Source organism: Streptomyces mirabilis (assembly GCF_039503195.1).
GTDB lineage: Bacteria > Actinomycetota > Actinomycetes > Streptomycetales > Streptomycetaceae > Streptomyces > Streptomyces mirabilis_D.
Window position 1 is genome coordinate 111,234 of record NZ_JBCJKP010000001.1, and the last position, 21,378, is coordinate 132,611.

Sequence of the window (21,378 nt, forward strand, 5' to 3'; positions counted from 1 at the left end):
TTTGCCCTTGTGCCCCCGGCAGGATTCGGACCTGCGACACCGATCCACCCCCGGCAAGGTGAAGCCTTCCATTCTGCACTGGGGTCGTGGGCATCCGCTGACAACGGCGGCTGTTCATGGCCGTTGATGTCAGCGCTGGATGTCAGTGGGGCCGGCAGGACTCAGGGCCGGCCGGGGCGTCGTTGGCCGTGTGGCGTACGTCAAGAGTCGGTGGGCACCCACTGACGCACACCGTGTCCGTTCGTGCCGTACCAGTAGTGGGACAGGCCCTTGATGCTGCTGGTGCGGAACGGGCGGCCGTGGTCGTCGATGCGGACCGTGCCGGTGCGGCCCTGGGAGGACCAGTCGAGTTCCAGGTACCACTTGCAGTCGTAGGTCTCGGTCGTCGCGGTGACCAGCAGCACCTCCGGGTCCTCGGCGGAGACGCGGTAGGGGAACTGCACGGCGCGCGCGTGGGGGATCGGGCGGTTGATGTCCAGGTTCACGGAGAAGTCACGGGGCGCCAGTCCGCCGCCGCATCCCTGGCCCATGGCGTACGCGTTGCCGGTGACCGGGGCGCCGCGGTTGACGATACGCACCTGGAGGGCCTCCAGGACCACGGCCGTGGACGACTTCCCCTGCACCGAGATCTGCACCATCGTCTGCCGCCCCGGCACCGCCCCCTGCGTCGCCGCCCACACTCCGGCGTCCTGCTCCACCGGCGGCGGGGGCACCTGGGCCGACTCCTTGTCGATGACGTAGTCGTACCCGCAACCTCCGTCCCAGATATGAGAGTCGACGGTCCAGACGAGCGGCACACCGGTCGGCGCGGGGGCGTCGCTCTTCGTGCCCGCCGAGGGTCCGCCCTTTACCTCGGGACTTCCCGTAGCCCGTGCTCCTGCGGACGGCGAGGCCGGCGCAGGGCTGGGGGTGGGGCTGGTCGCAGTGGCCGAGGGTCGGTGTGACGCACCGGTTTCTGTCGTACGGGACCGACCGGTGGCCTTTGGCGAGTTGTCGTGAGACCGGTCGGCCGACAACGCCGACAAACTGCCCAGCGTCACCAGCAGCACGGTCGCCGTGGCGGCGCCGATGGCGGTGCGGCGACGGCGGTACCAGGTCCGTCCGGTCGAGCGGGTGGCATCCCACTGGATCGTCGGCTCGGGACTGCCTGGTCCGGGAGCGTCGGAAGCGGGCAGCCCGGCGTCAGATGCGCCCGCGTCGGATGTTCCCGCGTCGAGTCGCCGTGGTGCACCGTTCGTGCCGTCCCCGCCACCACCGATGCCGCCCGCGCGCAGCGCCATCCGGCTGTCCGGACCCGAAGCCCGCTGGCCACCTGCCGGCTCCGGCACCCTCTTGGCGTTCGTCGGCTCCGTTACTTCCTCGCCCGTTGCCAGCTCTGCCGCCCTCTCAACCGTCCTCGACCGCTGTCGTGCCGTCACCGCGAGCAGCCACAGGCGGTGCAGTTCGAGGCGTTCCTCTGGTGGCGCTCCGCAGAAGGCGGCCAGGCGCTCCACCGGGGCATAGTCCTGCGGGACCGCCTCGCCCGCGCAGTAGCGGTGCAGCGTGGAGGTGTTCATGTTGAGGCGCCGGGCCAGGGAGCCGTAGCTCCGGTCCGTGCGGTCCTTCAGCCGGCGCAGCAGCGCCGCGAACTGCTCGACGTCGTCCCCGGTCGACACCGTTCCCCGTCTTCCCACGTATCCCCGTATCCCCGTATCCCAGGCGGTCCATATACCTGCACGTCAGATGGGCTGGGATGGTTCCACCGTCGCTGGACGGGCGTCCGGCGTTGCGCTGGGCCGCCGTGACGGCCGATGCTCTTGGTGTCGCACCGACCAGGGCCGGACCGACCACCCGGCGGCGGGCGACAGACGACACCCACCCACTCATCCACGGGGGACACCCATGCCCAAGCGCACCCGAGCGGGCGCGCTCCTCACGCTCACAGCCACGGGCCTCGCCCTCGGCGCGACGCTCGCCACACCGGCGAACGACTCGGCCAAGGCGCCCGGCTCCTCGCGGCGACCGATCTCCCGCCGCACCCGAGCTCCTCCTGAACGACCGGCAAGGTTGCCGCGGGCGTACCGGGGCGGTGGAACAGGACCGCTGCCTGAGCATGAAGCCGGGCGACGACGGCTCGGCTCGCGGCTGACCAAGAACATCAAGTCCTGTGCGGCATCCATCGAGAAGGCCGACCCGGAGACCGAGGCCACGGCGAAGGACTACAGCACGCTGCCTGTCGAGGAGAGCACCCAAGTCCACAGCCTGCACACGGTGATCTCCTGGGGTGCCTCCGACATCCGACTGCTTTCCGTCTGCTCTCCGTCGGCTGGGACGGCAGGACCGCCACGGCCGTGAACAAGCTCCACTGACCGCATGACCGGGGCCGCCCTCCGCCACGGGGGTGGGGAGGGCTGCCCATCGCCCACCGACAGCGCCATTCGGCGCGATTCGTCACGACTCGAAAAGCAGGGAACACACATGAGCAGCAAGACCCGCACCGTCCTGACCGCCGGCGTCCTCGCCGTCGCTCTCGGCCTCGGCGCCACCGCCCAGGCATCCGCCGGCGCCCCGCGCAGCGTCAGCGGCAAGCCGTCCGACAACATCACCCGCATCGCCGACTTCTACGGCGCCTACAGCGACGCGGTGCTCCACGAGGACCGCGGCCACCTCGGACAGGCCCTGCGCAGCCACTACCTCACCCCCGCCTTCCAGAAGGAGCTGGCGGCCTGGGAGAAGAGAGAGCACGCCGACGGCGTCCTGCGCGCCCAGAACGTCCCGCTCGCCTGGAAGGTCACCGACAACGGCACCACCCGCACTTACACGGAGGCCGTCGTCACCCTTACCTGGGGCAACACCACCACCAAGCTCGTCGTCGACATGGCCCGCAACAGCCACAGGATCTTCCACATCGGCGACAAGGGCGTGGGACGCAAGTAGTCACTCCGGGCGCAGACTCCGCGTGAGGATCTGGAACGGTCGTAGCCCGAAGGCCAAGTCGCCCTCGTGCAGCCGCCGTTTTAGCAGGTCTGTCACCTCGGCCCGGCACACTGGGAAATCCGGACCGAGGTGGCACGCGCCCGCCCGCCCCGGGGACTCGTACAGCCGCACCATCAGATCCCCTCCGCCGACTTCACCGACTCGACGGTCACGGCCGACTGGTCAAACGCCACCTACGGAGATCCGTAGGTGGCCTTCTCCTTGGTGCCCCAGGCAGGATTCGAACCTGCGACACCCGCTTTAGTACTGTAACGGTGTTTGTGCTGATTGCTGGGCAGTTTCAGGGGCTGTGTCCGCGTCGTTTGTAGTGACTGACGCGTGCTTGATGCTGCCGTCTGCGGCGCCATGTTGACCAGTGCAGGATGTGGTCAACGGGGGTGGGCCAGCGGTGGGTGAGCCTGTGGATCAGGCGTCTGATCTCAGCGACGCTGTAGTGGATGAGGTGGGAGGATCCGTTTCTGCTTTGTCGGCGTCGAGTTCGCGGGCGCGCAGGACGGTAAGGCAGGCGTGGGCGGCCATGGCGAGGGTCATGTGGCGGTGCCAGCCGGGGTAGCGGCGGACCTGGTAGTCGTCCAGGCCGCACTCCTGCTTCGCGGTCTGGAAGCATTCCTCCACGGCCCACCGGCTGCCCGCGATCTGGATCAGTTCGTCCAGGGTGGTGTCGGCGGGGCAGTAGGCGATGTAGTAGGAGATCTCCTCGGGACGGCGGACGCTGCGGCGGGCGATGACCCAGTGCCGGCGGTCTTCCCGGTGCCAGGGCCGCACCTCGACGCGGGCCCAGTCGAACACGCGCGGGCCGTGGGCCCCGGCGCCGCAGGAGCGGCGTTTCCACTTCTGCCGTGGCAGGCCGGGGAACAGGTCGTGGACAGGATGATCGATGGACCAGCGGGTGACGACGGTGTCGTGCCGGGTGGTGGCCATGACGTGGAAGACATCGGCTTGTTCCAGCTCGAAGCGCCAGCCCTTGCTGAAGCCGTAGGCGGCATCCGCGGTCACCCACCGAAACGGGATCCGGTCGGCGATGGCTTTGCGGACCATCGCCTTGGCCATGGCCACCTTTGTCTCGAAGGTGACGCTGTCGTCGATACCGGCCCGCCGGCAGCGTTCCCGGTCGTCCGTCCACGAGGTGGGCAGATACAGGCGGCGGTCGATCAGGGCGCGCCCGCGGCCGGTGGCGTAGGCGAGGAACACACCGATCTGGCTGTTCTCGGTGCGTCCGGCGGTGCCGGAGTACTGCCGTTGCACGCCGGCCGAGCGGATGCCCTTCTTGAGGAAACCGGTGTCATCGACGATCAGGACGGCCTCGCGGTCTCCGAGGTGTTCGACAACGTAGTCGCGCACGTCGCCGAGGACTTCGTCTGCGTCCCAGTCGGTCCGGTTCAGCAGCCGGTGGATGCGGTCCGGGGCAGCGTGACCTGCCTGTTCAGCCAGTGTCCAGCCGTTCTTCCGCTCGAGCGGAGCGATCAGTCCCTGCATATACGCCAGAGCCGACTCCCTCGGCTCACTGCGGGCGAACCGGTGCTCAAACCGTTCGTGCAACCGATCCAGTTCGCCCGCCCACTGCCTGGCACCAGCAAGGTCCCCACCCATAACCACACCAACGACCAACCTGGCCAACAGTCACGCCAAACGCCGTTGCAGTACTAAGGAGACGTGCGCCGCCTCGCTGGGCGAGGGGGTGGTGGCGCGCCCGCTGATGATGCCTGGTGCGCGGCAAAGCGGCCGGGCTGATCTGGGTCCGTCCATTGAAGGTCGGCCAAGACGCGCTCGCCGGGATCGCCGAACTCGCGAACATCGCCGCCGCGGCCAGCGCTAGCGAGGTTGCCCTCGCCTGGGAGACCCTGCTGGCGAGCTTCCGATCGTCGGCCCGGCGCCGTGCTGGTGCTCTCTCCGGAACGGGAACTTCCTGCACCGGTTCCCCTACAGCGAGCAGCTCCTGTCCCGAGCCCCGGAGGCTGGGCGTTGGTCGCCCCTGCCTGAGGCCGGCCCCCGCGCCGCAGCCCGGCGGTGAGCCGGCGCCGCCGATCCGGGCCGCGGTGAACTTCTCCTTCGCCTCGATCGAGCTGGACCATTCCGACTCGTTTGGCGTCACCGTCGTGCTGAAGGCGTTGGCCTGGCAGCCGCACGCCCAGGGCTACCGCTGCCCGTACGCGACCGATTGGGGCGCCGACAAGACCCGGTGGGGCCTGTCCATCGACCCCACCGAACACGCCGCGCTCTCCGAGGCCCTCAGTATCTGCCCCGACCAGCCGATCACGGTCACCCTCGCCCGCTGACCCCCGCACTACCCCGCGCGTCCGCTCTGGCCACCGACGGCAGTCCGTCGACGGCCGGAGATTCTTCGTCCGAGGCTCGGACTGGGCTGTGTACGACGCCGTACTCGCGGCCGAAGCGGTTGGGCTCCGCAGCCGAGCCCGTCATCCGGTGCAGCCACAACCCGTACACCACGGACTCCATCTGCTCCTGTGTCAGATACAGCCGCCACCGCTTGATCCCGTGATCACACGAGGCCGAACGGACCTGCTCCGCCAGACCCGCGGCGGCGGCACATGGAGCCGGCTGGCGAGGCCGACGAACACGCGCAGCGCCGCCAACTGCGACGGGATCAGCTCCACCAACTGCCGGTTCAGGCCCACAATACTGGGAGAGGGCTCAGTCCGGGGGCGGGACTGGCCGTAGGCGAGAGCGTCGTGGCCGTACGGCGGTCAACCGAGCCGCCCACCGCACGGGCCGCCCCTCCAGAGCCGACAGCTCCGCACGGTCCTCCCGGCAGGCAAGCTCCACCAGGCCCTGGCTCTCCAGGGCGTTCACCTGCTGCTGATGAGGCGGAAGGAGCTCCGTCTCCAGCGTCCAGCCATGCCCAGCCGTCTGCCCACGCTCGCACAGCGCCTCCAGCACCGACAGCGCCCTCTCCCAACTCCTCACCCCACTCCCCCGCCCTGTGCGCCGCTCCCGTACGCGTTCGCCGACCGTAGACGCCGACGCCGGTCTGGAAGATGCAAAGGAGGGAAGGCAAGCCCAGCGGGTGACACCGGCCGCCACAGACGCGCCGGGCGGGACGCCACCGGTCAGAACACCGCGGTACCGCCGGGTCCGGCGATACCGCAGACGTCTGCTGCTGTGATCAGGGGGTGAGGTCCAGTACCTGGACCGGTTCGCCGGCCCACCGGTGCGGAGCCGTGGTGGCGATGACCGCGCCGTCGGGGCGGTCCGGGGTGGGCTGCGCCGCGTACTGCCTGTGTGCCGCGGCCCACGTCTTCTGCCGCGCGAGGGCCAGGGCGGCGGCCAGGTCCAGGTCCAGGACCGTGATGCCGGGAAGGGAGTCCAGATGCTCGGCGGTGCCGGGCCGGATCAGTCTCAAATCTGTGGCATTTCCTCGCGAGGGCGAGGTCGAGATCAGGCGGCTTGCCCGTGTCGGCCCAGTGCACCACGCTGCCCCACAGACCCTCGTGTTCCTCGTGTCCGAGATCATCCAGGGTCAGATCCAGATGGATACGCAGTTTGTGTGCCAGACGATGTTGGCCACTCACTACCCCCTTTTCCTTATGAAATGCCGTCAGAACCACGGTAGGACGCGACACTGACAACAGGCAGGGAGCAGACGCACCAGCCCGAAGGGAACCAGCCACGGACCATCCAGCGGCGCGTCCAGAGCCGCCACCACAGGTCGCCGACCTCTCCGTTCTTCCCGATCCGCCCTAGAGAACCGGGTTCTGCTGTCTGCGGCCGACCGCATCATCGACCACCTCGGGCCGTCGCTCGCACTTCAGCCCCGCAGACGGTTCCGGAGAGACACGGTGCTGATCGTGGACGGCACCCTGGTCCCCACCCGCGACCACCAGGTGGCCGAGCAGTCGAAGAACTCAGCTCACCCCCGCCTGCGCCAGGAGGACTTGGGCGCGCCGTTGGCCGTGAAGCGCACGGCCGACTCACCCCTGCGCAGGCGGGGGTGACTGCCTGTTTCCGAATCGGGACGATCGGAATTCCCGGCTCCCTCACCTGCACTGTCGTACACCCCGCCACGACCTGCACACGCGGCGTATACACGCCGCGTATACACGGTGTGTAGAGTGCGGGTCATGTCCATCGGTCACTCCCTTTTGGGGCTCCTGGAGTCCGGCCCGCGACACGGTTACGACCTGAAGCGGGCCTTCGACGAGACGTTCGGTCACGACCGGCCGCTGCACTACGGCCAGGTCTACTCGACGATGTCCCGGCTGCTGAAGTACGGCCACGTCGAGGTCGACGGCATCGAGGCCGGCGGCGGCCCGGAGCGCAAGCGCTACGCGATCACCGACGCCGGCATCACCGACGTAGCGCAGTGGCTCGCGACCCCGCAGAAACCGGAGGAATACCTTCAGTCGGCCCTCTACACCAAAGTCGTCCTCGCGCTGCTCACCCACCGGGACGCCGTCGACATCCTGGACGCCCAACGCTCCGAGCATCTGCGCAGCATGCGCATCCTGACCGACCGCAAGCGCAAGGGCGATCTGGTGGACCAGCTGATCTGCGACCACGCCCTCTTTCACCTGGAGGCGGACCTGCGCTGGCTGGAGCTCACCGCCGCCCGACTCGACAAACTCCGTGAGGCTGTAGCCCGATGACCCCTTCTCCCCCTGGTTCCCTGCTCACCGCGCAGGACCTGCGCAAGACCTATGGGCACACCCACGCCCTCGACGGCGCCGAGTTCTCCATCCACCCCGGCGAGGTCGTCGCCGTCATGGGCCCCTCCGGCTCCGGCAAGTCGACGCTGCTGCACTGCCTCGCGGGCATCCTGCCGCCCGACTCCGGGTCGATCACCTACAACGGGCGCGAGGTGACGACGATGAGCAACGCCCAGCGCAGCGCGTTACGCCGCTCCGAGTTCGGCTTCGTATTCCAGTTCGGGCAGCTCGTGCCGGAACTGACCTGCGTGGAGAACGTCGCCCTGCCGCTCAGGCTGAACGGCACCTCCCGCAAGGAAGCCGAGCGGGCGGCGCTCTGCTGGATGGAACGCCTGGAGGTCGACGACCTGAAGGGCAAGCGGCCCGGCGAGGTCTCCGGCGGCCAGGGCCAGCGCGTCGCCGTGGCACGCGCGCTGGTCACCGGACCGCGCCTGCTGTTCGCCGACGAACCGACCGGCGCACTCGACTCCTCCAACGGCGAGCGCGTCATGGACCTGCTCACCGACGCGGCCCGCTCCACCAACGCCGCCGTCGTCCTCGTCACCCACGAGACACGCGTGGCCGCCTACTCCGACCGCGAGATCGTCGTCCGCGACGGCAAGTCCCGCGACATGGAGCGCGCCGTATGAGTCCTCGCCAGTGGTCCAGAGACCTGGCCATGGGAGCCCGCTTCGCCGTCACCGGCGGCCGCGAGGGCTGGGTCCGAATGACGCTGACCGCGGTCGGCGTCGGCGTCGGCGTGGCCCTGCTCCTGCTGTGCACCGCCCTGCCCAACGTCTTCGCCGCCCGCACCCGGGTGGAGGACGCCCGCTACGCCAACGTGTACTCCCAGAAAGTCCCGTCCAAGGCCGACAACACCTTCCTGATCGCCCAAGCCGACACCACCTGGCACGACGACGACATCCTCGGCCGGTTCGTCGAACCCGAGGGCAAACGGGCGCCGCTGCCCCCGGGAGTCGACGCTTTCCCGGGCAAGGGCGAGATGGTGGTCTCCCCCGCGCTCAAGAACCTGCTCGCCTCGGACGACGCCACGCTGCTGCGGGAACGCTTGCCCTACAAGATCACCGGCACGATCGGCGAGAGCGGACTCATCGGCTCCCACGAACTGGCCTACTACGCGGGCGCCTCGGGGCTGAAACTCACGGGCTTCTCCCCGGTGCACCGGCTGACCGAGTATGGCAAACCGGACGCGACACCCGAGAAGACCGACCCGGTGCTGCTGCTCATGGTCCTGGTCGTGTTCGTGGTGCTGCTGACCCCGGTCGCCGTGTTCATCGCCGCCGCCGTCCGCTTCGGCGGCGAGCGCCGCGACCGCCGACTGGCCGCGCTGCGCCTGGTCGGTTCGGACGGCCACATGACCCGGCGGATCGCGGCGGGCGAAGCACTCGCCGGAGCCCTGCTCGGCCTGGTCGTCGGCACCGGCTTCTTCCTCCTCGGCCGTCAAACGCTGGGCTCCACCGAGGTGCTGGGCGTGAGCGTCTGGCCCAGCTACCTCGATCCCTCCCCCGTGCTCGCCGCGCTGGTCGCGGTGGCGATCCCGGCCGCCGCCGTACTCGTCACGCTACTCGCGATGCGCGGCGTGGTGGTGGAACCGCTTGGCGTCGTGCGCACGGCCAAGCAGCGCCGCCGCCGGCTGTGGTGGCGGCTGCTGCCGCCGCTGGCCGGCCTCGCGATGCTCTACCCGATGATCGGCAAGGGCCGCAAGAACGGCGACTTCAACCAGTACCTCGTCATCAGCGGCGTGCTGCTGCTGCTGATCGGCGTCACCGCGCTGCTCCCCTGGGTCGTGGAGGCGGTCGTCGTCCGCCTCGGCAAGGGCGCGCTGTCCTGGCAGCTCGCGGTACGGCGGCTGCAGCTGAGCAGCGGAACCGCCGCACGCATGGTCAACGGCATCGCCGTCGCCGTGGCCGGAGCCATCGCCCTGCAGATGCTGTTCACGGGAACGCAGAGCCAGTACACCAAGGCCACCGGCAAGGACCCCGGCCGGGTCCAGATGCAGGTCGACTTCAGCGACCGCAAGCCGCTGTCCGGTGTCGAGCGCGAATTCACCGGCACCAAGGGGGTACGGGCCGCAGTGGCCCCGGCCATCTCGCAGTACGGGGACGCACGTCGCAACCCGAAGAACAGCAACGGCCTCACCGTGGGTAACTGCACCGCCCTGCGCGAACTCGCTACGCTTCCCTCCTGCAAGGACGGCGACGTGTTCATCACGCGAACGAGGAGCCACTACACCTCCCCCAGCAACGCCGACGAAATCGCCGTGGTGAAGCCCGGTCGGCGGCTCTACGTCGACCCGTCGTACGACGGCGCCGAACGCGGCCTCGAGGTGCCCTGGACCGTTCCGGCGAACGTGCAAGTGGTGGACGCGCGCAAGGACTCACTGCAGGACGCCAACGGTCTGCTGGTCACCCCCGCCGCCCTGCCCGCCAAGGCCGCGCCCGCAGTGTTCTCGGACGGTGTCTACCTGCGTCTGGACCCGTCGGTGCCGGACTCACGGGAGTACATACGCAACGTCGTCGCCCGGATCGACCCCCTGGCACGCACCTACAGCTGGTCGGCGACCCAGGAGGACGCCAAATACGCCTCCATCCGCACCGGCCTGTTCGTCGGCTCCGCCTTCGTGCTGGCACTGATCGGCGCGAGTCTGCTGGTCTCCCAGCTGGAGCAGCTGCGCGAGCGCAGGAAGCTGCTCTCCGCACTGGTCGCCTTCGGCACCCGGCGCCGCACGCTGAGCCTGTCGGTGCTGTGGCAGACGGCCCTCCCGGTCGGGCTCGGCCTCGTACTGGCCACAACGGTGGGTATCGCCCTCGGCTCGGTGCTGCTGAAGATGACCCGTACACCGGTGGCCATGGACTGGGCGAGTGTCCTGACCATGACCGGCGTAGGCGCGGCCGTGGTCGGCGTGGTCACGCTGCTCAGCCTGCCGCCGCTGCTGCGGATGATGCGCCCGGAAGGCCTGCGCACGGAATAACCCCTCACACATCCCCCCGAAGTGGGCTCCTCCTGCCAGGAGGAGCCCGCTCCTGCACGCAGGCAAGTCCGGTCGGCATCAGCACAGTCACCGTCAGGGCAACCTCGGCGCACAGCAGGATCCGCAGTCGAGGCGAGCACGCCATCAGACGGCGTCGGCCGGGAGCCTGCCGACAGCGACCAGCCAGAGCTCTGCAGCCGAACGGCTCGCTGCGTCACCCAGAGCAGGCATCGAGCCTGTCCAGTCGCCGACCTTCACCGACCTGGTCCGAAACCGCCGCGGCCATCTCCTCACGGAGTGGATCCGGCAGGGCGAACGATGCGGCCAGCCGTCGATCCGGTCCTTCGCCGGCTTCCCCCGCCAGGACCTCGACGCCGTCGCCGCCGCACTCACCCTTGCATACAGCTCGGGCGTGGTCGAAGGGCATGTCTGCAGGGTCAAGCTCCTCAAGAGAAGCATGTACGGTCGTCGCGCGTCCTCGCGCTCTTGCGAGCCCGCATCCTGGCGCGGCCCTGACCTTGGCTGCTTTCGGCGGGGTGAATGGGGTCTGGCACAAGTTCCGTTTGCGCCGTGATGCGCTGTTGGTTCGAGTGGAGGTGGAAGACCTGCACCAACCCGCTGTCGCAGCAGTCGGGTTGAAGCTGAGGGCAGCCTGATCCGGGTGATGCCGGGGAGGGTGAGAGCGGCCCTGACAAAGCCGGGACGTTTCCAGTACTGCCAGATGGGGCGGGTCCGGCGAGCGTGATGGAGAGGAGTACGCGAGGAACCGGCGTTTACCTCTCTTAAAGTGCCTCCGGCTCGAACCTGGTGGATCAGGACCGGTAGCGGTGCGTATGCAGGTCACCCACCGGTTCCATCTCTGGCAGAACCTCGCCTCGCGGTCGAGAAGACCGTGGCCAGCGGCATTGACGGCCGTCTCGGTGACGCTGCGTGCATACGTGTGTAGGAAGGTGCTGGCGCGGCTGACGGAGGCCGGTGTCATGGCGCGGCAGCACCGGGAGACGTCGACGCGGATGCGCGGCCGGGTCATGCTGCTGCCGGTCGCCCGCACGTACGGCCGCACTCTGGCCCCTGTGGAGGCTGTTTCGGGGGCCGGGTCGGTGTTTTCGGCGCGTCCCGCAGTCGGCGCGTATCAGAAGCGTGGGGGGACCTGGGTCTGCGTGTCAGCCTGGGCGATCGCGCCGGGCACCTGATCGCCGCCGGGCAGTGGCAGCCACCTCAGCTCACAGCATCGATGAGATGAAGAGCACCCGCGACAGCTGGTAGTGCGGTCCGAACCTGACGCAATTCGGGGTGCTGTCGCCGGGGCTGAGTGGCGATGCCGCAGGGACACAGTTGGGCTCCTCCTTCATCGAGCGAACCACGGTGAACACGGGAACCGTCCCGAACCTCGCTCCGTCACCTGTCTCCAGCAGGTTGCCGGGGCTGAGCGCATCGACTGCTGATCGGTTGGGGACGGGGCGGAGCCGCCGTAGTACTCCGAGGCCGGGAGAGCCGGCCACATGGGGAAGGGCGGCAGCGGTATCGAGAAGGGAAGGAAGCTGCAATGCCAGAAGCCGCCCCGCCGAATGGCGGAACTCTGGGCCCTCGGGCCCGGGTGCTGGAGATGCAGACCAAGCTTCACCGTTGGACGGTGGCCGATCCCGGCCGCCGGTTCGATGACCTGTTCAACTTCGTGCACGACCCGGCGACGCTGTTGGTGGCGTTCAACCGGGTCGCGGGCAACTTACGACACCCCGTCACCTCGGCTTGCGTGAGATGTCGTCCGCGGCTTCACTGCATGCGGATGATCGTCTTTCCGTTGACTTTCTGGGCCGGGTTGAAGGCGGCGACAGCGTCGTCGAGGTGCGCGACCTGGCCGATATGCGTCCGCAGACGTCCCTCCCGTACCCGCCGGGCGATCTCGCCCAGCTGGGCGCGGTCGGAGACGACAACGAAGTCGACCGCCAGGCCGTCGGCCGGCCGCACCTCCGGCGGGCCGGTGACGGTGACGAATGTTCCTCCACCTCGCACCAGCCGGGCCGATCGAGCGGCGATGTCGCCGCCGAATACGTCGAAGACGAAGTCGACTCCGCCGACGTCTTCCAGCGTGTCGTTGTCGAGGTCGACGAACTCGTGCGCGCCGAAGTCGAGTGCGCTCTGGTGGTGGGCGGCGCGTCCGGTGCCGATGACGTGCGCACCGGCCTCTCGCGCGAGCTGAGCCACCATCGATCCGACCGCGCCGGCGGCGCCGTGCACGAGCACGCTCTGCCCCACCGAGAGGTGCCCGTGCTCGAACAGTCCCTGCCAGGCAGTCAGGCCCGTCATCGCGACGCTCGCGCCGACCGTGAAGTCGATGTCGCCGGGCAGCGGCGCGAGGTTGCGCGCCTCGACGACGACGTACTGCGCGAGGGTGCCGTCGCGGGTCCAGTCCGTGATGCCGAATACGCGCTGCCCGACCGACAGCCCTGCCGTTCCATAGGTGAGAGAGGTGACCACGCCGGCCACCTCGTGTCCGGGGATCGAGGGCGTCCGATTCCGGCCGAGGCGATCGACCCAGGTCGAGGGCCACTCCAGCTCGTCCCCGGTGAAACCCGACGCATGAACTTCGACGACGACGTCGCCGTAGTTCGCGCCGTCAAGGCTGGCGAGGCGCGCCGTCTCCGGATCGGGTCGTTCAGCCAGCGTCATCCCGGCGATTCCGGCGTCGGGGTTAGTGACCACGATCGCTTTCATTTGTGTTTCCTCCTTCTGTACAAGCTCTGTCCGTTCCCGTCGCGAGGTGGACGGGAACGGTGTGCGTGCCGGGCGCCACAACGTGTTCGGCCGGTCGGGCAGGGTCGTCGCGGCCGTGGCGCAGACCCGGCAGGGTCACGTTCGCGTCGATGGGAAAGCCCGGCTGCCACTGCAGGCAGTGATTGGGAGGCCGCTCGCCTCGCTGGTCCGATCTCGTGATGAGTTTCGCCGGTATCGCCACCCACTCAGTCGCGTGCGTAGCTGCTCCGGCCCGCCGCTGCTCACTACTGCCCGGCGCTAGTGGGCAGCGGGCGCAGGGACGGCTCCGTTTCGGTCGACGCGGCCGACAGGTGGGACGCGTCCAAGTCCCGTGACTGCATGGCCACGCCGATGCGCAGTCTCGCGGCTCGTGCACCGCGCACACCGTGGCCCACCATCGGGATCGGTCGGTGGCAGGGCGCGTCATGCTGGCATGAGCACGATCTTCTTACCGCCGGCCCGTCCGGCAACCACTCGGGTGAATGCGGCCGGTCCTTCGCTGAGCGGCAGGGGTTCTGGTGCGAGTTTCAAGGTTCCAGCCGCGGCCTGCTCCGCCAGCTGGGCAAGCTGCGCGGCGTTGGGCTCGATGTAGAGGTCCCAACTCGTGATGCGTCTTTCCTCCGGAGGCGCGTCCGAGGTCAGGGAGCACAGCCGGCCGCCGTCACGCACCAAAGGCAGGGCTGCGGCCGCCGTGCCGGCGGCGATGATGAGGGCAGCGTCGAACCCGCCGCGTACCTCGGTCGACCAGTGCGGATCGTGGTAGTCGACGACCTCCACCGCTCCCAGACCGAGCAGACGCTCTGCAGCGGTAGCAGACCCGGTCGCGGTTACCTCGATGCCCTGGGCCGCGGCGAGTTGGACGGCCAGGGCTCCGGTGCCCCCGCCTCCGTTGGTGATCAGGAGCCGCTGTCCTCGGCTGAGGTCCAGCTTCTCCAAAGCCTGCAGCGCGGTGAGCCCGTTGACAGGCAGTGCCGCTGCGTGTGCCGCGTCCAAGCCTGGTGGGCAGGCCGCCGCGTGATCCGCGTTGATCAGAACGCGTTCGGCCCAGAAGCCGCTTCCTCCGGGCAGCGGGGCTTCGTGCGCGAGCACCCGGTCGCCCACGGCAAACTGGGTGACACCCGCACCGACGGCCAGCACCTTGCCTGCGCCCTCCACTCCCAGCGCCGCCGGGGGGCGCAGCCCCACGTCCCAACGAGCGTCGATTTCCAGTTCGTCCCACGGTCCGACCCCGGCGGCCTCAACCGCGACCAGGATCTGGCCCGGCTCGGGAGATGACGGTTCGGGCAGTTCCAGCAGGGCGACTTCCGTCTCTGTCCTGGACACTCCGCACGCCTTCATAGTGGATCTTTGTCCTCTCACTCGGTCCGGCCGACCAGGAGGTACGGGCCGGGAACCCAAATCCGGCAGCGGTGCCGAATAGGGGCATTCCGCACGCCTTCACAGTAGATCTTTGTCCTCGCGCTCAGTTCGACCGACTGGTTCCAGGTCCCCAGCGCTTCGGGCAACAGCGTTGCCGCCGGCGCCAGGTTCCGCGCCGCTTCGTGCTGCGCCGTTGGACGACCTCACGGTGCGGGTCGGAGAAGCCGTTGCCGGGCAAGCCGGAGGTCCGCCGACGCCGTTGGATCATTCGGATCACCGACGACCGGGGGCGCCGACCGGTGACCGGCGGCGCTGGCCGCCGGTCTGGCTCTCCGGGGTGGGTCGGCCTCGAGGACCAGCGGCGTCCGCAGCCTGCGGACTTCGGCCCCGGTCGTTCCAGGTGCCGTCGTGGGTCAGACGAACGTGAACAGTTGGTCGGTTTCGAAGCGTGAAATCGGGCTATTGTATACCTTCGCGGGGTCGGGGTAGCCGAGGGCCAGCAGCACGGTCGTGGTGTGTCCGGTTTCGCGGATCTTGAACGCCTTGTCGACACTGGTCGGGTCGAACCCTTCGAGGGGCATGGCTTCGACGCCGAGCTCAGCAGCCGCCATCATGGTCAGACCCATCGCGAGGTAGGTCTGCTTTTCCATCCAGTGGTTCAGGTCCTTGTAGCCGTAGTTGCGCAGGTTGAGGAAGTCGCGGGTCATGGACTCCCACCGCGCCTGCTTTGCCGGGTCGGGGAACCGGCCGTCGGCCCGCTCCTTGTCGAACACGGCCTGGAGGTGGCCTCCGGGAAGATCCGCCCTGGTGGTGAGTATGACGGTGTGTGAGGCGTTCAGGATCTTGTCGCTGTTGTCCTGGAATCGTTCGCCGAGGTTGGCCGCCAGCAGCTCCTTGCCTTCGGGCGTGGCGAGGACGTAGAAGTGGTTGGGCTGCACGTTCGTCGACGACGGCGTCGAGCGCAGGAATCCCAGCAGTTGCTGGAGTGTCTCCTCGGGGATCGTCTTGCTGGGGTCGAAGTACCTGGTGAGGTGCTTGTTCATGAGCTTTCCGAGATCCATGTCATCCTGCCTTTGTCTTGTGATCACGAGATGAAGAGTCAGTGATTCGTGCTGATCGGGTTAGTTCTTGCCGCGGGCCAGCAGTTCGTTGACGCGGGCGAAGTTCATGCCCGTCGCCGCCGAGGCGAGGTCGCCCGCGAGGAGTGCCTTCGCGGCCTCTTCGACCGCTCCCATCGCGTGGGCGTAGAGCAACGGACCCAAGCTGATGCGCTTGACTCCTGCCTGCTGCAGTTCAGCGACGGTGAGCACTTTGTCCGACGGAGACACCAGGACGTTGACCGGTGTCGGGGCGACAGCGGTGACGATCGCGACGAGTGCGTCGCGGTCGGGTGGGAACGGCGCGTAGACCACATCTGCGCCCACCTCAGCGAAGGCCGTCAGACGCCGAATGGTGTCGTCGAGATCCGGTCGCCCCTGGATGAAGTTGTCGGTGCGGCCGGTAACGACGATGCGTCCCTTCGAAGCGTCAACGGCGCTACGTACGCGGCTGACTGCTTCGTCGAAGTCGCGGATCGGCATATCGGGATCGCCCGAGGTGTCCTCCACCCCGATCCCGGCCAGGCCGGACTCCACGGCGGCCTCAACGGTCGCGGCGACGTCCTCAAGCGTGTCGCCGTATCCGTCCTCGAAGTCTCCGTTGACGGGTAGCCCCGTGAGGCGGCCGAGCAGCTGTGCATGCTCAAGGTGCTCTTCGCGGGTGACTTGGTGACGTCCGTCGAGGCGGCCGAGCGTGGCGGCGATCGCCGCAGACGATGTCGCGACCGCCTCGAAGCCGGCATCGGCCAGCATCAGCGCCGAGAGGCCGTCCCAGGCGTTGGGCATGACGAGGCCACCGTCGCGGGTGTGCAGCGCCATGAATTGCTCATAGAGTTCGGAGCCCGGCATGTCGAGCCTTCCTGAATGTTCGTTGACTCAGTGGGGGTGCCGACTGCGTGCCTGAGCCGCGTCGAGGGTTCCAAAGAACAACCGGCGGGTGGGGTGTTGCCGGCGGCCGCGTGGCGCTTCCTGACGCCGCCCGGCCTCAACAGACGCGATGACGCGGGCCGTGGGCGATTCTGCGGACTCGACGAGGCGGGTCCGGCGTGTGCCCTCGTCCACCGGAGTTCCCATGTATCCCGCAGCACGGTGGTGGGTCTCTCCGCAGGCCGCCGGGGGGCGGTTCGGGGCGCGGGTTCACTGGGGCACGGTCGTATCGACCGAGTCAACGGCGGGTATGTCGAGGTCGGTCTGGTTGACGTTGTTGATGAAGTTGGTGAGCAGGAACTGCACCGCGACCGCGACGATGGCGAGGATCTGCGCGTCGGTGTATCCGGCGCCCCGTACCTCCGCGAGGTCGGTGTCGCTGACCTGCCCGCGGCTCTCGACCACCTGCTGCGCGAAGCGAGCGGCCGCGGCACGTTTGGGATCGACCGAGCTCCCGACGCGGGCGAGCTTGATGTCGTCGTCCGACATGCCACCGAATTCGGTCGCGACGTGGGTGTGCATCGCCAAGCAGTAACCGCAGCCGTTGGCCTGCGACACGGCCAGCGCGATGCTGTGCCGCGTCCTTCCGTCGAGAACCCGGTTCAGGGTGCCTTGCAGAGTCGTGACGACCTCAAGAACGGCCGGATTGGACGCGAGGGTCTTGAACATGTTCGGGACGAAGCCGAGCTGCGCACCAACGTTGCCGAGTATCTGCTGTGCGCCGGCAGGCACGTCCTCTGGAGCGGGAACGTTCAGTCGTGACACGGCGAATCGACCTCCGATCGGGGTGTGAATAGTCGACGAGCCCGAGCCGGGCTCGCAGTGCTTCGGAGCTCCGCCGCAGGCTCTTCCTGCGTCGGCCGCAACCTCGACGGTCGCGTCGGTTGCGCCCGGTGGCCTGCGTTGAGAGGGGTGACTCCGTGGGTGGCGAGTTGCGGATCTCTTCATCACCTCGGACACCACATAGAAAGGACTATACAGACCAGAAACGCCTGTGCAACCCCGCTCCCGGAAGGGGAGGGTCCGCCAGGTTTGCTGCGGGCGGGTCGAGATCGGGCCTCGTCATTAAATGTGCAGTTCAAAGCTGCAGGTGAGCTTCGTTGTGAGCGACTGTGCCAGTCGGACCGCGCGGGCTCGTGTCGGCCTGACTCGATCCGGATCGGTTGGCTGAGTGAACTATTTAGTCCAAGCTAGATTGAGGGATCCGCGGGAACGACGACAAGACCTGCCGGCTCTGCCTGCACCTCCATCTCGCATCCGTCCACGAGGAGGTACTGGTTGACATGGCTGTCGCAGTACAGGTCATCGACGCCAGGGTGTCGCGCCACCTCGGCGCCTACCTTGATGCGTCACGATCCCGGGCTGCACCCCGCCGGCCCTCTCCGTCACTGCATCAGGACGGAACCCTGCAGGAGGTTTTCGCCGAGGAGGCCCGGCAAGCCCCGGACCCCGGGGCGCTGCGGCGGGCGGCCGCGGATCTGGGCGATGTCGGCCAGGTCCGGTCCCGGCTTACAGGCCGCGACGTCATGGATACCTGCGTGAAGAACCACAAGGGCGTCGTCTCTCGCTGGTCGGCCTTTATGATCGTATTGGTGCCACAACTGATCCGCCTGGAGATCGAGGCCACCGCGCTTGTGATGCGCTCCACGGCTGAGCAGCACGAGTGAGTAACGTGCCTGAGGGAGACACCGTGTCCGCAACCAGCGATGTTCGCCGCACGTCACGCGGCCTGGAGACCCGTTCACGGATCGTTGATTCGGCGGCCAAGCTGTTTTATGTCAGGGGCGTCAAGGCCACCACGCTCGATGACGTCCGGCTGGCGAGCGGAACGAGCAAGTCGCAGTTGTACAACCAATTCGAGGACAAACGCGCGCTGATCCACGCCGTGATCGACGTGCAGTCGAAGTTCGTCCTCGCCCGCGAGGAACAGCACCTGCGCGGTGTGAAGACCCTCGCCGGTCTGCGCCGCTGGCGCGACGCCCTGGTCCACGCCAACTCACTGCAGGACGGCTCGTATGGGTGCGCGCTGGGAGCGATGTCGATTGAGCTGTCCGACAACGATGAGCGGTCCCGCCAAGCGCTCAACGCATCATTCGATGCCTGGCAACGGATGCTCGTCGAGACACTGACCCGGCTCCGCGTCCTCGGCGTACTCTCCGAGGACGCCGACCCACAACGCTTGGGCACTGGTCTGCTGGCCGCTCTGCAGGGAGGTTACGTGCTTGCACAGAACGCGCACAGCTCCGAGCCGATGGCCGTCGCGCTGGACATGGCGCTGGACCACATCGCGTTCTTCGCTCGCAACTGAGCCCACCTTCGCGGTTCGAGGAGCGCGTTCGGGTCCGCCGCCACCTGTCTGGAGCAGCTACCTGTACGACCTTGCCCGGCGCACGGACGCATCGAGTCTCATGCGCGCCGGATGACCAGCACAGCCACGTCGTCCAGGTGGTCCACCGCGACAGCGGCGTCGAGGACGCGGTCAGCGGTCTCCTCGGCATTCAGCCCGTCGTGGAGGGCCGCGCCAGCCAGTGTTCCGGCTCGTTCCAGTCCGGCCTCCAATGTGAGGCCCGGTCCTTCGACCACGCCGTCGGTGACCATGACCAGCGCGCTGTCCTCGTGCAATGTGAAGGTCTCCTCGCCGTACTCGGTGCCGAGCACGACTCCTAGCACCGGGCCTCCCGGCAACTCGTGGATGCTGTGGCTGCCGTCGTCGCGTGCGCACAGCAACGGCACATGGCCGGCGCTGGCACCGGTAACCCGTCCGTCGCCTGGGTCGATACGCAGCATGGTGCAGCTGGCGAATCGTGCCGCGTCCATCGTGACGAGCAGCTCGTTGGTGCGCGTCAGCACGGTTGCGGGATCCGGTTCATGGGCGGCGATCGCGCGCATGGAGGCGCGCACCTGTCCCATGGCTGCGGCGGCGCCCACGTCGTGCCCTTGGGCGTCGCCGATCTCCAGGGCGATGGCACCGTCGGGCATGACGAAGGCGTCGTACCAGTCTCCGCCAATATCGAGCCCGTCGCGGCTTGGTCGGTATCGGGCGGCGACCTCCAGGCCCGGGAGGTGCTTGGGCAGCGTGGGGAGCATGGTCTGCTGGAGCGCCGTGGCCAGCTCGACTCGTGCCTCTTGCAAGCTAACGCGTTTCAGTGCCTGGCCTGCAAGATCGGCAAGAGTACCCATGAGGGCGCGCTCATCCGGGGACGAGTGATGTTCGCTGTCGTGGGTCACCAGCCAGGCCCCGAGCGGCTGATCGCCGATCGGGCTGAGGGAGGTGATCGAGATGGCGAAGCCGGAGTCGAGCTGGTCGAAGTACGGCACCATGGCCCCGTGCGGCCAGCGGCGGATGTAGTCCTCCTGGTTGGGAATGAACTGCGGCTCGCCAGTGCGGATCACATAGGGCAGCGCGCTGGGGGCGTCTAGCGGCAGGCCTTGCAGGGCGGCCACCGGTATCGGGATCCCGGCATCGGAGGAAACGCATAGGCGGCCTTGCGTGATGAACGCTAGCGCGGCGCCGGTACCACCGAATGTCGCGGCGAGCCGGGTCAGGACGACCTGCCGTACTTCCTGCTCCGTGACTGCGGTCATCACGGCGGAGGAGAAGGCCGCGATCTCGTCGGCGCGCTGACGCTCAGCACTCAGCGCGACCAACGCTCTGCGTCGGCGCGCTTGCCTCTTGGTGTCATCGCGGATCACTCCGAAGACCCGCTCAGGGCCGCCAAACCCCAGAATGAGCCGACGGGCCCGGCAGACCAGAAAATGCCAGCCATCGCGCTCGGTAAGGAACCGCAACCTGATCCAGGGGGACCGGGCGGCCGTCGAACGCACGAGCCGCCGCAGCGCCCCGCGGTCATCGGGGTGGACTCGCCGAACCACCTCGGACAACGACATGGAGGCCTCCGGGAACAGCGCCGCCAAGGCGGGTGCACCACCCAGCCACTCCAGCTCGCGCTCCTGGGGTGAATACATGCACAGACCGAGGTTGGCGGCCTTGGCCGCCAGACGGAACGGGATCAACAGGCCGCCCCGGTCGTTTCCCGCCTCCAACGAGTGCACCCACACCAGCGCCTCGCCACCTACGGGATCATTCACTGGTCGTGCCTCGACAAGGCAGACGACAGATGCTGTACCTGGCCCGGGGAACTCCAGCACCCGCATCGCAACCGTCTTCGTCGTCGCGGCGTGGGCCACGAGACTCTTGACCGCAGTCAGCTGGCTTGCGGGCAACAGATCACCGAAGCCACGACCCACGCACTGCTCCACGGACCTGCCCAGTGTCCTGGCCATTGCCGCGTTGAGGCTGCGGATCGCTCCGGCCAGGGTCAAAAGAGCCGACGGTGTAGCCATCTGTAGAAGTTCGTCCGAGGCGTCCATTTGCCGCTCACCCTCATCGTCGAGCGATATGACCTCGTCGTCCTTCATCAACTATCTGCCGCAGAGCAGGCCTCGTCCACGCGGCCGGTCACTCTGGGGCGGCACCGGCCGACTGCGTGTATCGACGAACGCCGACGTTCGTCCTCCCGGTGATCCGCTCGGTCGGATCGAAGGCGACAGCGGCGTCATCCCGGATCGGGACGTTGCCGATGGTCACGTGCGCCTGGTCAATGGGGAGGGGACAAACAGAGGGGCGGGG

The 21,378-nt window shown here is 68.2% G+C and carries 18 protein-coding genes and 3 pseudogenes; 10 read left to right on the forward strand and 11 right to left on the reverse strand.

What is annotated here, in order from left to right:
* Nucleotides 1-200: 200 nt before the first annotated feature.
* Nucleotides 201-1,673: a helix-turn-helix domain-containing protein gene (locus AAFF41_RS00655; RefSeq protein ID WP_343323212.1), complete on the reverse strand. Its 1,473-nt coding sequence runs from the start codon at nucleotides 1,671-1,673 to the stop codon at nucleotides 201-203.
* Nucleotides 1,674-1,881: 208 nt separating this feature from the next.
* Between AAFF41_RS00655 and AAFF41_RS00660 the strand changes: the two genes are divergently transcribed.
* Nucleotides 1,882-2,334 (forward strand): hypothetical protein, encoded by a 453-nt coding sequence (locus AAFF41_RS00660; RefSeq protein ID WP_319754842.1) that lies wholly within the window; start codon nucleotides 1,882-1,884, stop codon nucleotides 2,332-2,334.
* Nucleotides 2,335-2,457: 123 nt separating this feature from the next.
* Nucleotides 2,458-2,916 carry a hypothetical protein gene (locus tag AAFF41_RS00665; RefSeq protein ID WP_319754841.1) on the forward strand — a complete coding sequence of 153 codons (459 nt, stop codon included), beginning with the start codon at nucleotides 2,458-2,460 and terminating at the stop codon, nucleotides 2,914-2,916.
* On the opposite strand, the gene AAFF41_RS00670 is transcribed toward AAFF41_RS00665, so the two are convergent.
* Nucleotides 2,917-3,090: a glycosyl hydrolase-related protein gene (locus AAFF41_RS00670; RefSeq protein ID WP_319754840.1), complete on the reverse strand. Its 174-nt coding sequence runs from the start codon at nucleotides 3,088-3,090 to the stop codon at nucleotides 2,917-2,919.
* 291 nt (nucleotides 3,091-3,381) lie between these two features.
* A complete protein-coding gene (locus AAFF41_RS00675) occupies nucleotides 3,382-4,566 on the reverse strand; it encodes an IS701 family transposase (protein WP_143653969.1) in 1,185 nt (394 codons plus the stop codon).
* A gap of 116 nt (nucleotides 4,567-4,682) precedes the next feature.
* On the opposite strand from AAFF41_RS00675, the gene AAFF41_RS00680 reads away from it, so the two are divergent.
* Nucleotides 4,683-5,252, forward strand: coding sequence for a hypothetical protein (locus AAFF41_RS00680; RefSeq protein WP_343323213.1), 570 nt, complete (start codon nucleotides 4,683-4,685; stop codon nucleotides 5,250-5,252).
* Here AAFF41_RS00680 and AAFF41_RS00685 read toward each other — a convergent pair.
* Both AAFF41_RS00685 and AAFF41_RS00690 read right to left on the reverse strand, forming a co-directional pair.
* A pseudogene (locus tag AAFF41_RS00685) lies at nucleotides 5,236-5,514 on the reverse strand (DUF6417 family protein); the annotation flags it as partial. The gene AAFF41_RS00680 and the pseudogene AAFF41_RS00685 sit on opposite strands and share 17 nt — an antisense overlap.
* A 586-nt stretch (nucleotides 5,515-6,100) precedes the next feature.
* A pseudogene (locus AAFF41_RS00690) lies at nucleotides 6,101-6,325 on the reverse strand (hypothetical protein); the annotation flags it as partial.
* Between the two features lie 370 nt (nucleotides 6,326-6,695).
* Between AAFF41_RS00690 and AAFF41_RS00695 the strand changes: the two are divergent.
* The 5 genes and pseudogenes from AAFF41_RS00695 to AAFF41_RS00715 form a co-directional block, all read left to right on the forward strand.
* Nucleotides 6,696-6,843, forward strand: a pseudogene (locus AAFF41_RS00695) (IS5/IS1182 family transposase); the annotation flags it as partial.
* Between the two features lie 212 nt (nucleotides 6,844-7,055).
* On the forward strand, nucleotides 7,056-7,580 hold the full coding sequence (locus AAFF41_RS00700; protein ID WP_319754740.1) for a PadR family transcriptional regulator: 525 nt from the start codon (nucleotides 7,056-7,058) through the stop codon (nucleotides 7,578-7,580).
* The gene (locus tag AAFF41_RS00705; RefSeq protein WP_319754739.1) at nucleotides 7,577-8,269 is read left to right on the forward strand and encodes an ABC transporter ATP-binding protein; all 693 of its coding nucleotides are present in this window, start codon (nucleotides 7,577-7,579) and stop codon (nucleotides 8,267-8,269) included. Before AAFF41_RS00700 ends, AAFF41_RS00705 begins: the two co-directional genes overlap by 4 nt.
* Nucleotides 8,266-10,611 carry an ABC transporter permease gene (locus AAFF41_RS00710; RefSeq protein ID WP_319754738.1) on the forward strand — a complete coding sequence of 782 codons (2,346 nt, stop codon included), beginning with the start codon at nucleotides 8,266-8,268 and terminating at the stop codon, nucleotides 10,609-10,611. The genes AAFF41_RS00705 and AAFF41_RS00710 overlap by 4 nt, the downstream gene beginning before the upstream one ends.
* A gap of 827 nt (nucleotides 10,612-11,438) precedes the next feature.
* Nucleotides 11,439-11,804, forward strand: a complete 366-nt coding sequence (locus tag AAFF41_RS00715; protein ID WP_343323214.1) for a hypothetical protein — start codon at nucleotides 11,439-11,441, stop codon at nucleotides 11,802-11,804.
* 580 nt (nucleotides 11,805-12,384) lie between these two features.
* Here AAFF41_RS00715 and AAFF41_RS00720 read toward each other — a convergent pair.
* The 5 genes from AAFF41_RS00720 to AAFF41_RS00740 form a co-directional block, all read right to left on the reverse strand.
* The gene (locus tag AAFF41_RS00720; RefSeq protein ID WP_343326227.1) at nucleotides 12,385-13,326 is read right to left on the reverse strand and encodes an NADP-dependent oxidoreductase; all 942 of its coding nucleotides are present in this window, start codon (nucleotides 13,324-13,326) and stop codon (nucleotides 12,385-12,387) included.
* Nucleotides 13,327-13,788: 462 nt separating this feature from the next.
* Nucleotides 13,789-14,688: an NADP-dependent oxidoreductase gene (locus AAFF41_RS00725; protein WP_319754184.1), complete on the reverse strand. Its 900-nt coding sequence runs from the start codon at nucleotides 14,686-14,688 to the stop codon at nucleotides 13,789-13,791.
* Between the two features lie 449 nt (nucleotides 14,689-15,137).
* The gene (locus AAFF41_RS00730; RefSeq protein WP_319754183.1) at nucleotides 15,138-15,785 is read right to left on the reverse strand and encodes a nitroreductase family protein; all 648 of its coding nucleotides are present in this window, start codon (nucleotides 15,783-15,785) and stop codon (nucleotides 15,138-15,140) included.
* A gap of 60 nt (nucleotides 15,786-15,845) precedes the next feature.
* Nucleotides 15,846-16,670, reverse strand: a complete 825-nt coding sequence (locus AAFF41_RS00735) for an isocitrate lyase/PEP mutase family protein (protein WP_319754182.1) — start codon at nucleotides 16,668-16,670, stop codon at nucleotides 15,846-15,848.
* 288 nt (nucleotides 16,671-16,958) lie between these two features.
* Nucleotides 16,959-17,480 carry a carboxymuconolactone decarboxylase family protein gene (locus AAFF41_RS00740; protein ID WP_343323215.1) on the reverse strand — a complete coding sequence of 174 codons (522 nt, stop codon included), beginning with the start codon at nucleotides 17,478-17,480 and terminating at the stop codon, nucleotides 16,959-16,961.
* A 551-nt stretch (nucleotides 17,481-18,031) separates the two neighbouring features.
* Between AAFF41_RS00740 and AAFF41_RS00745 the strand changes: the two genes are divergently transcribed.
* Both AAFF41_RS00745 and AAFF41_RS00750 read left to right on the forward strand, forming a co-directional pair.
* Nucleotides 18,032-18,415 (forward strand): hypothetical protein, encoded by a 384-nt coding sequence (locus AAFF41_RS00745; RefSeq protein ID WP_343323216.1) that lies wholly within the window; start codon nucleotides 18,032-18,034, stop codon nucleotides 18,413-18,415.
* 23 nt (nucleotides 18,416-18,438) lie between these two features.
* Entirely contained in the window at nucleotides 18,439-19,056 is a 618-nt protein-coding gene (locus AAFF41_RS00750) for a TetR/AcrR family transcriptional regulator (RefSeq protein WP_319754179.1), read from the forward strand.
* Nucleotides 19,057-19,154: 98 nt separating this feature from the next.
* On the opposite strand, the gene AAFF41_RS00755 is transcribed toward AAFF41_RS00750, so the two are convergent.
* A complete protein-coding gene (locus AAFF41_RS00755) occupies nucleotides 19,155-21,167 on the reverse strand; it encodes a SpoIIE family protein phosphatase (protein ID WP_343323217.1) in 2,013 nt (670 codons plus the stop codon).
* Nucleotides 21,168-21,378: the final 211 nt, after the last annotated feature.

Excerpts from the sequence above, each read along its gene's own strand:
- AAFF41_RS00720 (WP_343326227.1), bottom strand. The coding sequence starts at position 13,326 with ATGAAAGCGATCGTGGTCACTAACCCCGACGCCGGAATCGCCGGGATG.
- AAFF41_RS00730 (WP_319754183.1), bottom strand. The coding sequence starts at position 15,785 with ATGGATCTCGGAAAGCTCATGAACAAGCACCTCACCAGGTACTTCGAC.
- AAFF41_RS00755 (WP_343323217.1), bottom strand. The coding sequence starts at position 21,167 with ATGAAGGACGACGAGGTCATATCGCTCGACGATGAGGGTGAGCGGCAA.
- AAFF41_RS00675 (WP_143653969.1), bottom strand. The coding sequence starts at position 4,566 with ATGGGTGGGGACCTTGCTGGTGCCAGGCAGTGGGCGGGCGAACTGGAT.
- AAFF41_RS00745 (WP_343323216.1), top strand. The coding sequence starts at position 18,032 with ATGGCTGTCGCAGTACAGGTCATCGACGCCAGGGTGTCGCGCCACCTC.
- AAFF41_RS00665 (WP_319754841.1), top strand. The coding sequence starts at position 2,458 with ATGAGCAGCAAGACCCGCACCGTCCTGACCGCCGGCGTCCTCGCCGTC.
- AAFF41_RS00700 (WP_319754740.1), top strand. The coding sequence starts at position 7,056 with ATGTCCATCGGTCACTCCCTTTTGGGGCTCCTGGAGTCCGGCCCGCGA.
- AAFF41_RS00670 (WP_319754840.1), bottom strand. The coding sequence starts at position 3,090 with ATGGTGCGGCTGTACGAGTCCCCGGGGCGGGCGGGCGCGTGCCACCTC.
- AAFF41_RS00660 (WP_319754842.1), top strand. The coding sequence starts at position 1,882 with ATGCCCAAGCGCACCCGAGCGGGCGCGCTCCTCACGCTCACAGCCACG.
- AAFF41_RS00710 (WP_319754738.1), top strand. The coding sequence starts at position 8,266 with ATGAGTCCTCGCCAGTGGTCCAGAGACCTGGCCATGGGAGCCCGCTTC.
- AAFF41_RS00705 (WP_319754739.1), top strand. The coding sequence starts at position 7,577 with ATGACCCCTTCTCCCCCTGGTTCCCTGCTCACCGCGCAGGACCTGCGC.
- AAFF41_RS00735 (WP_319754182.1), bottom strand. The coding sequence starts at position 16,670 with ATGCCGGGCTCCGAACTCTATGAGCAATTCATGGCGCTGCACACCCGC.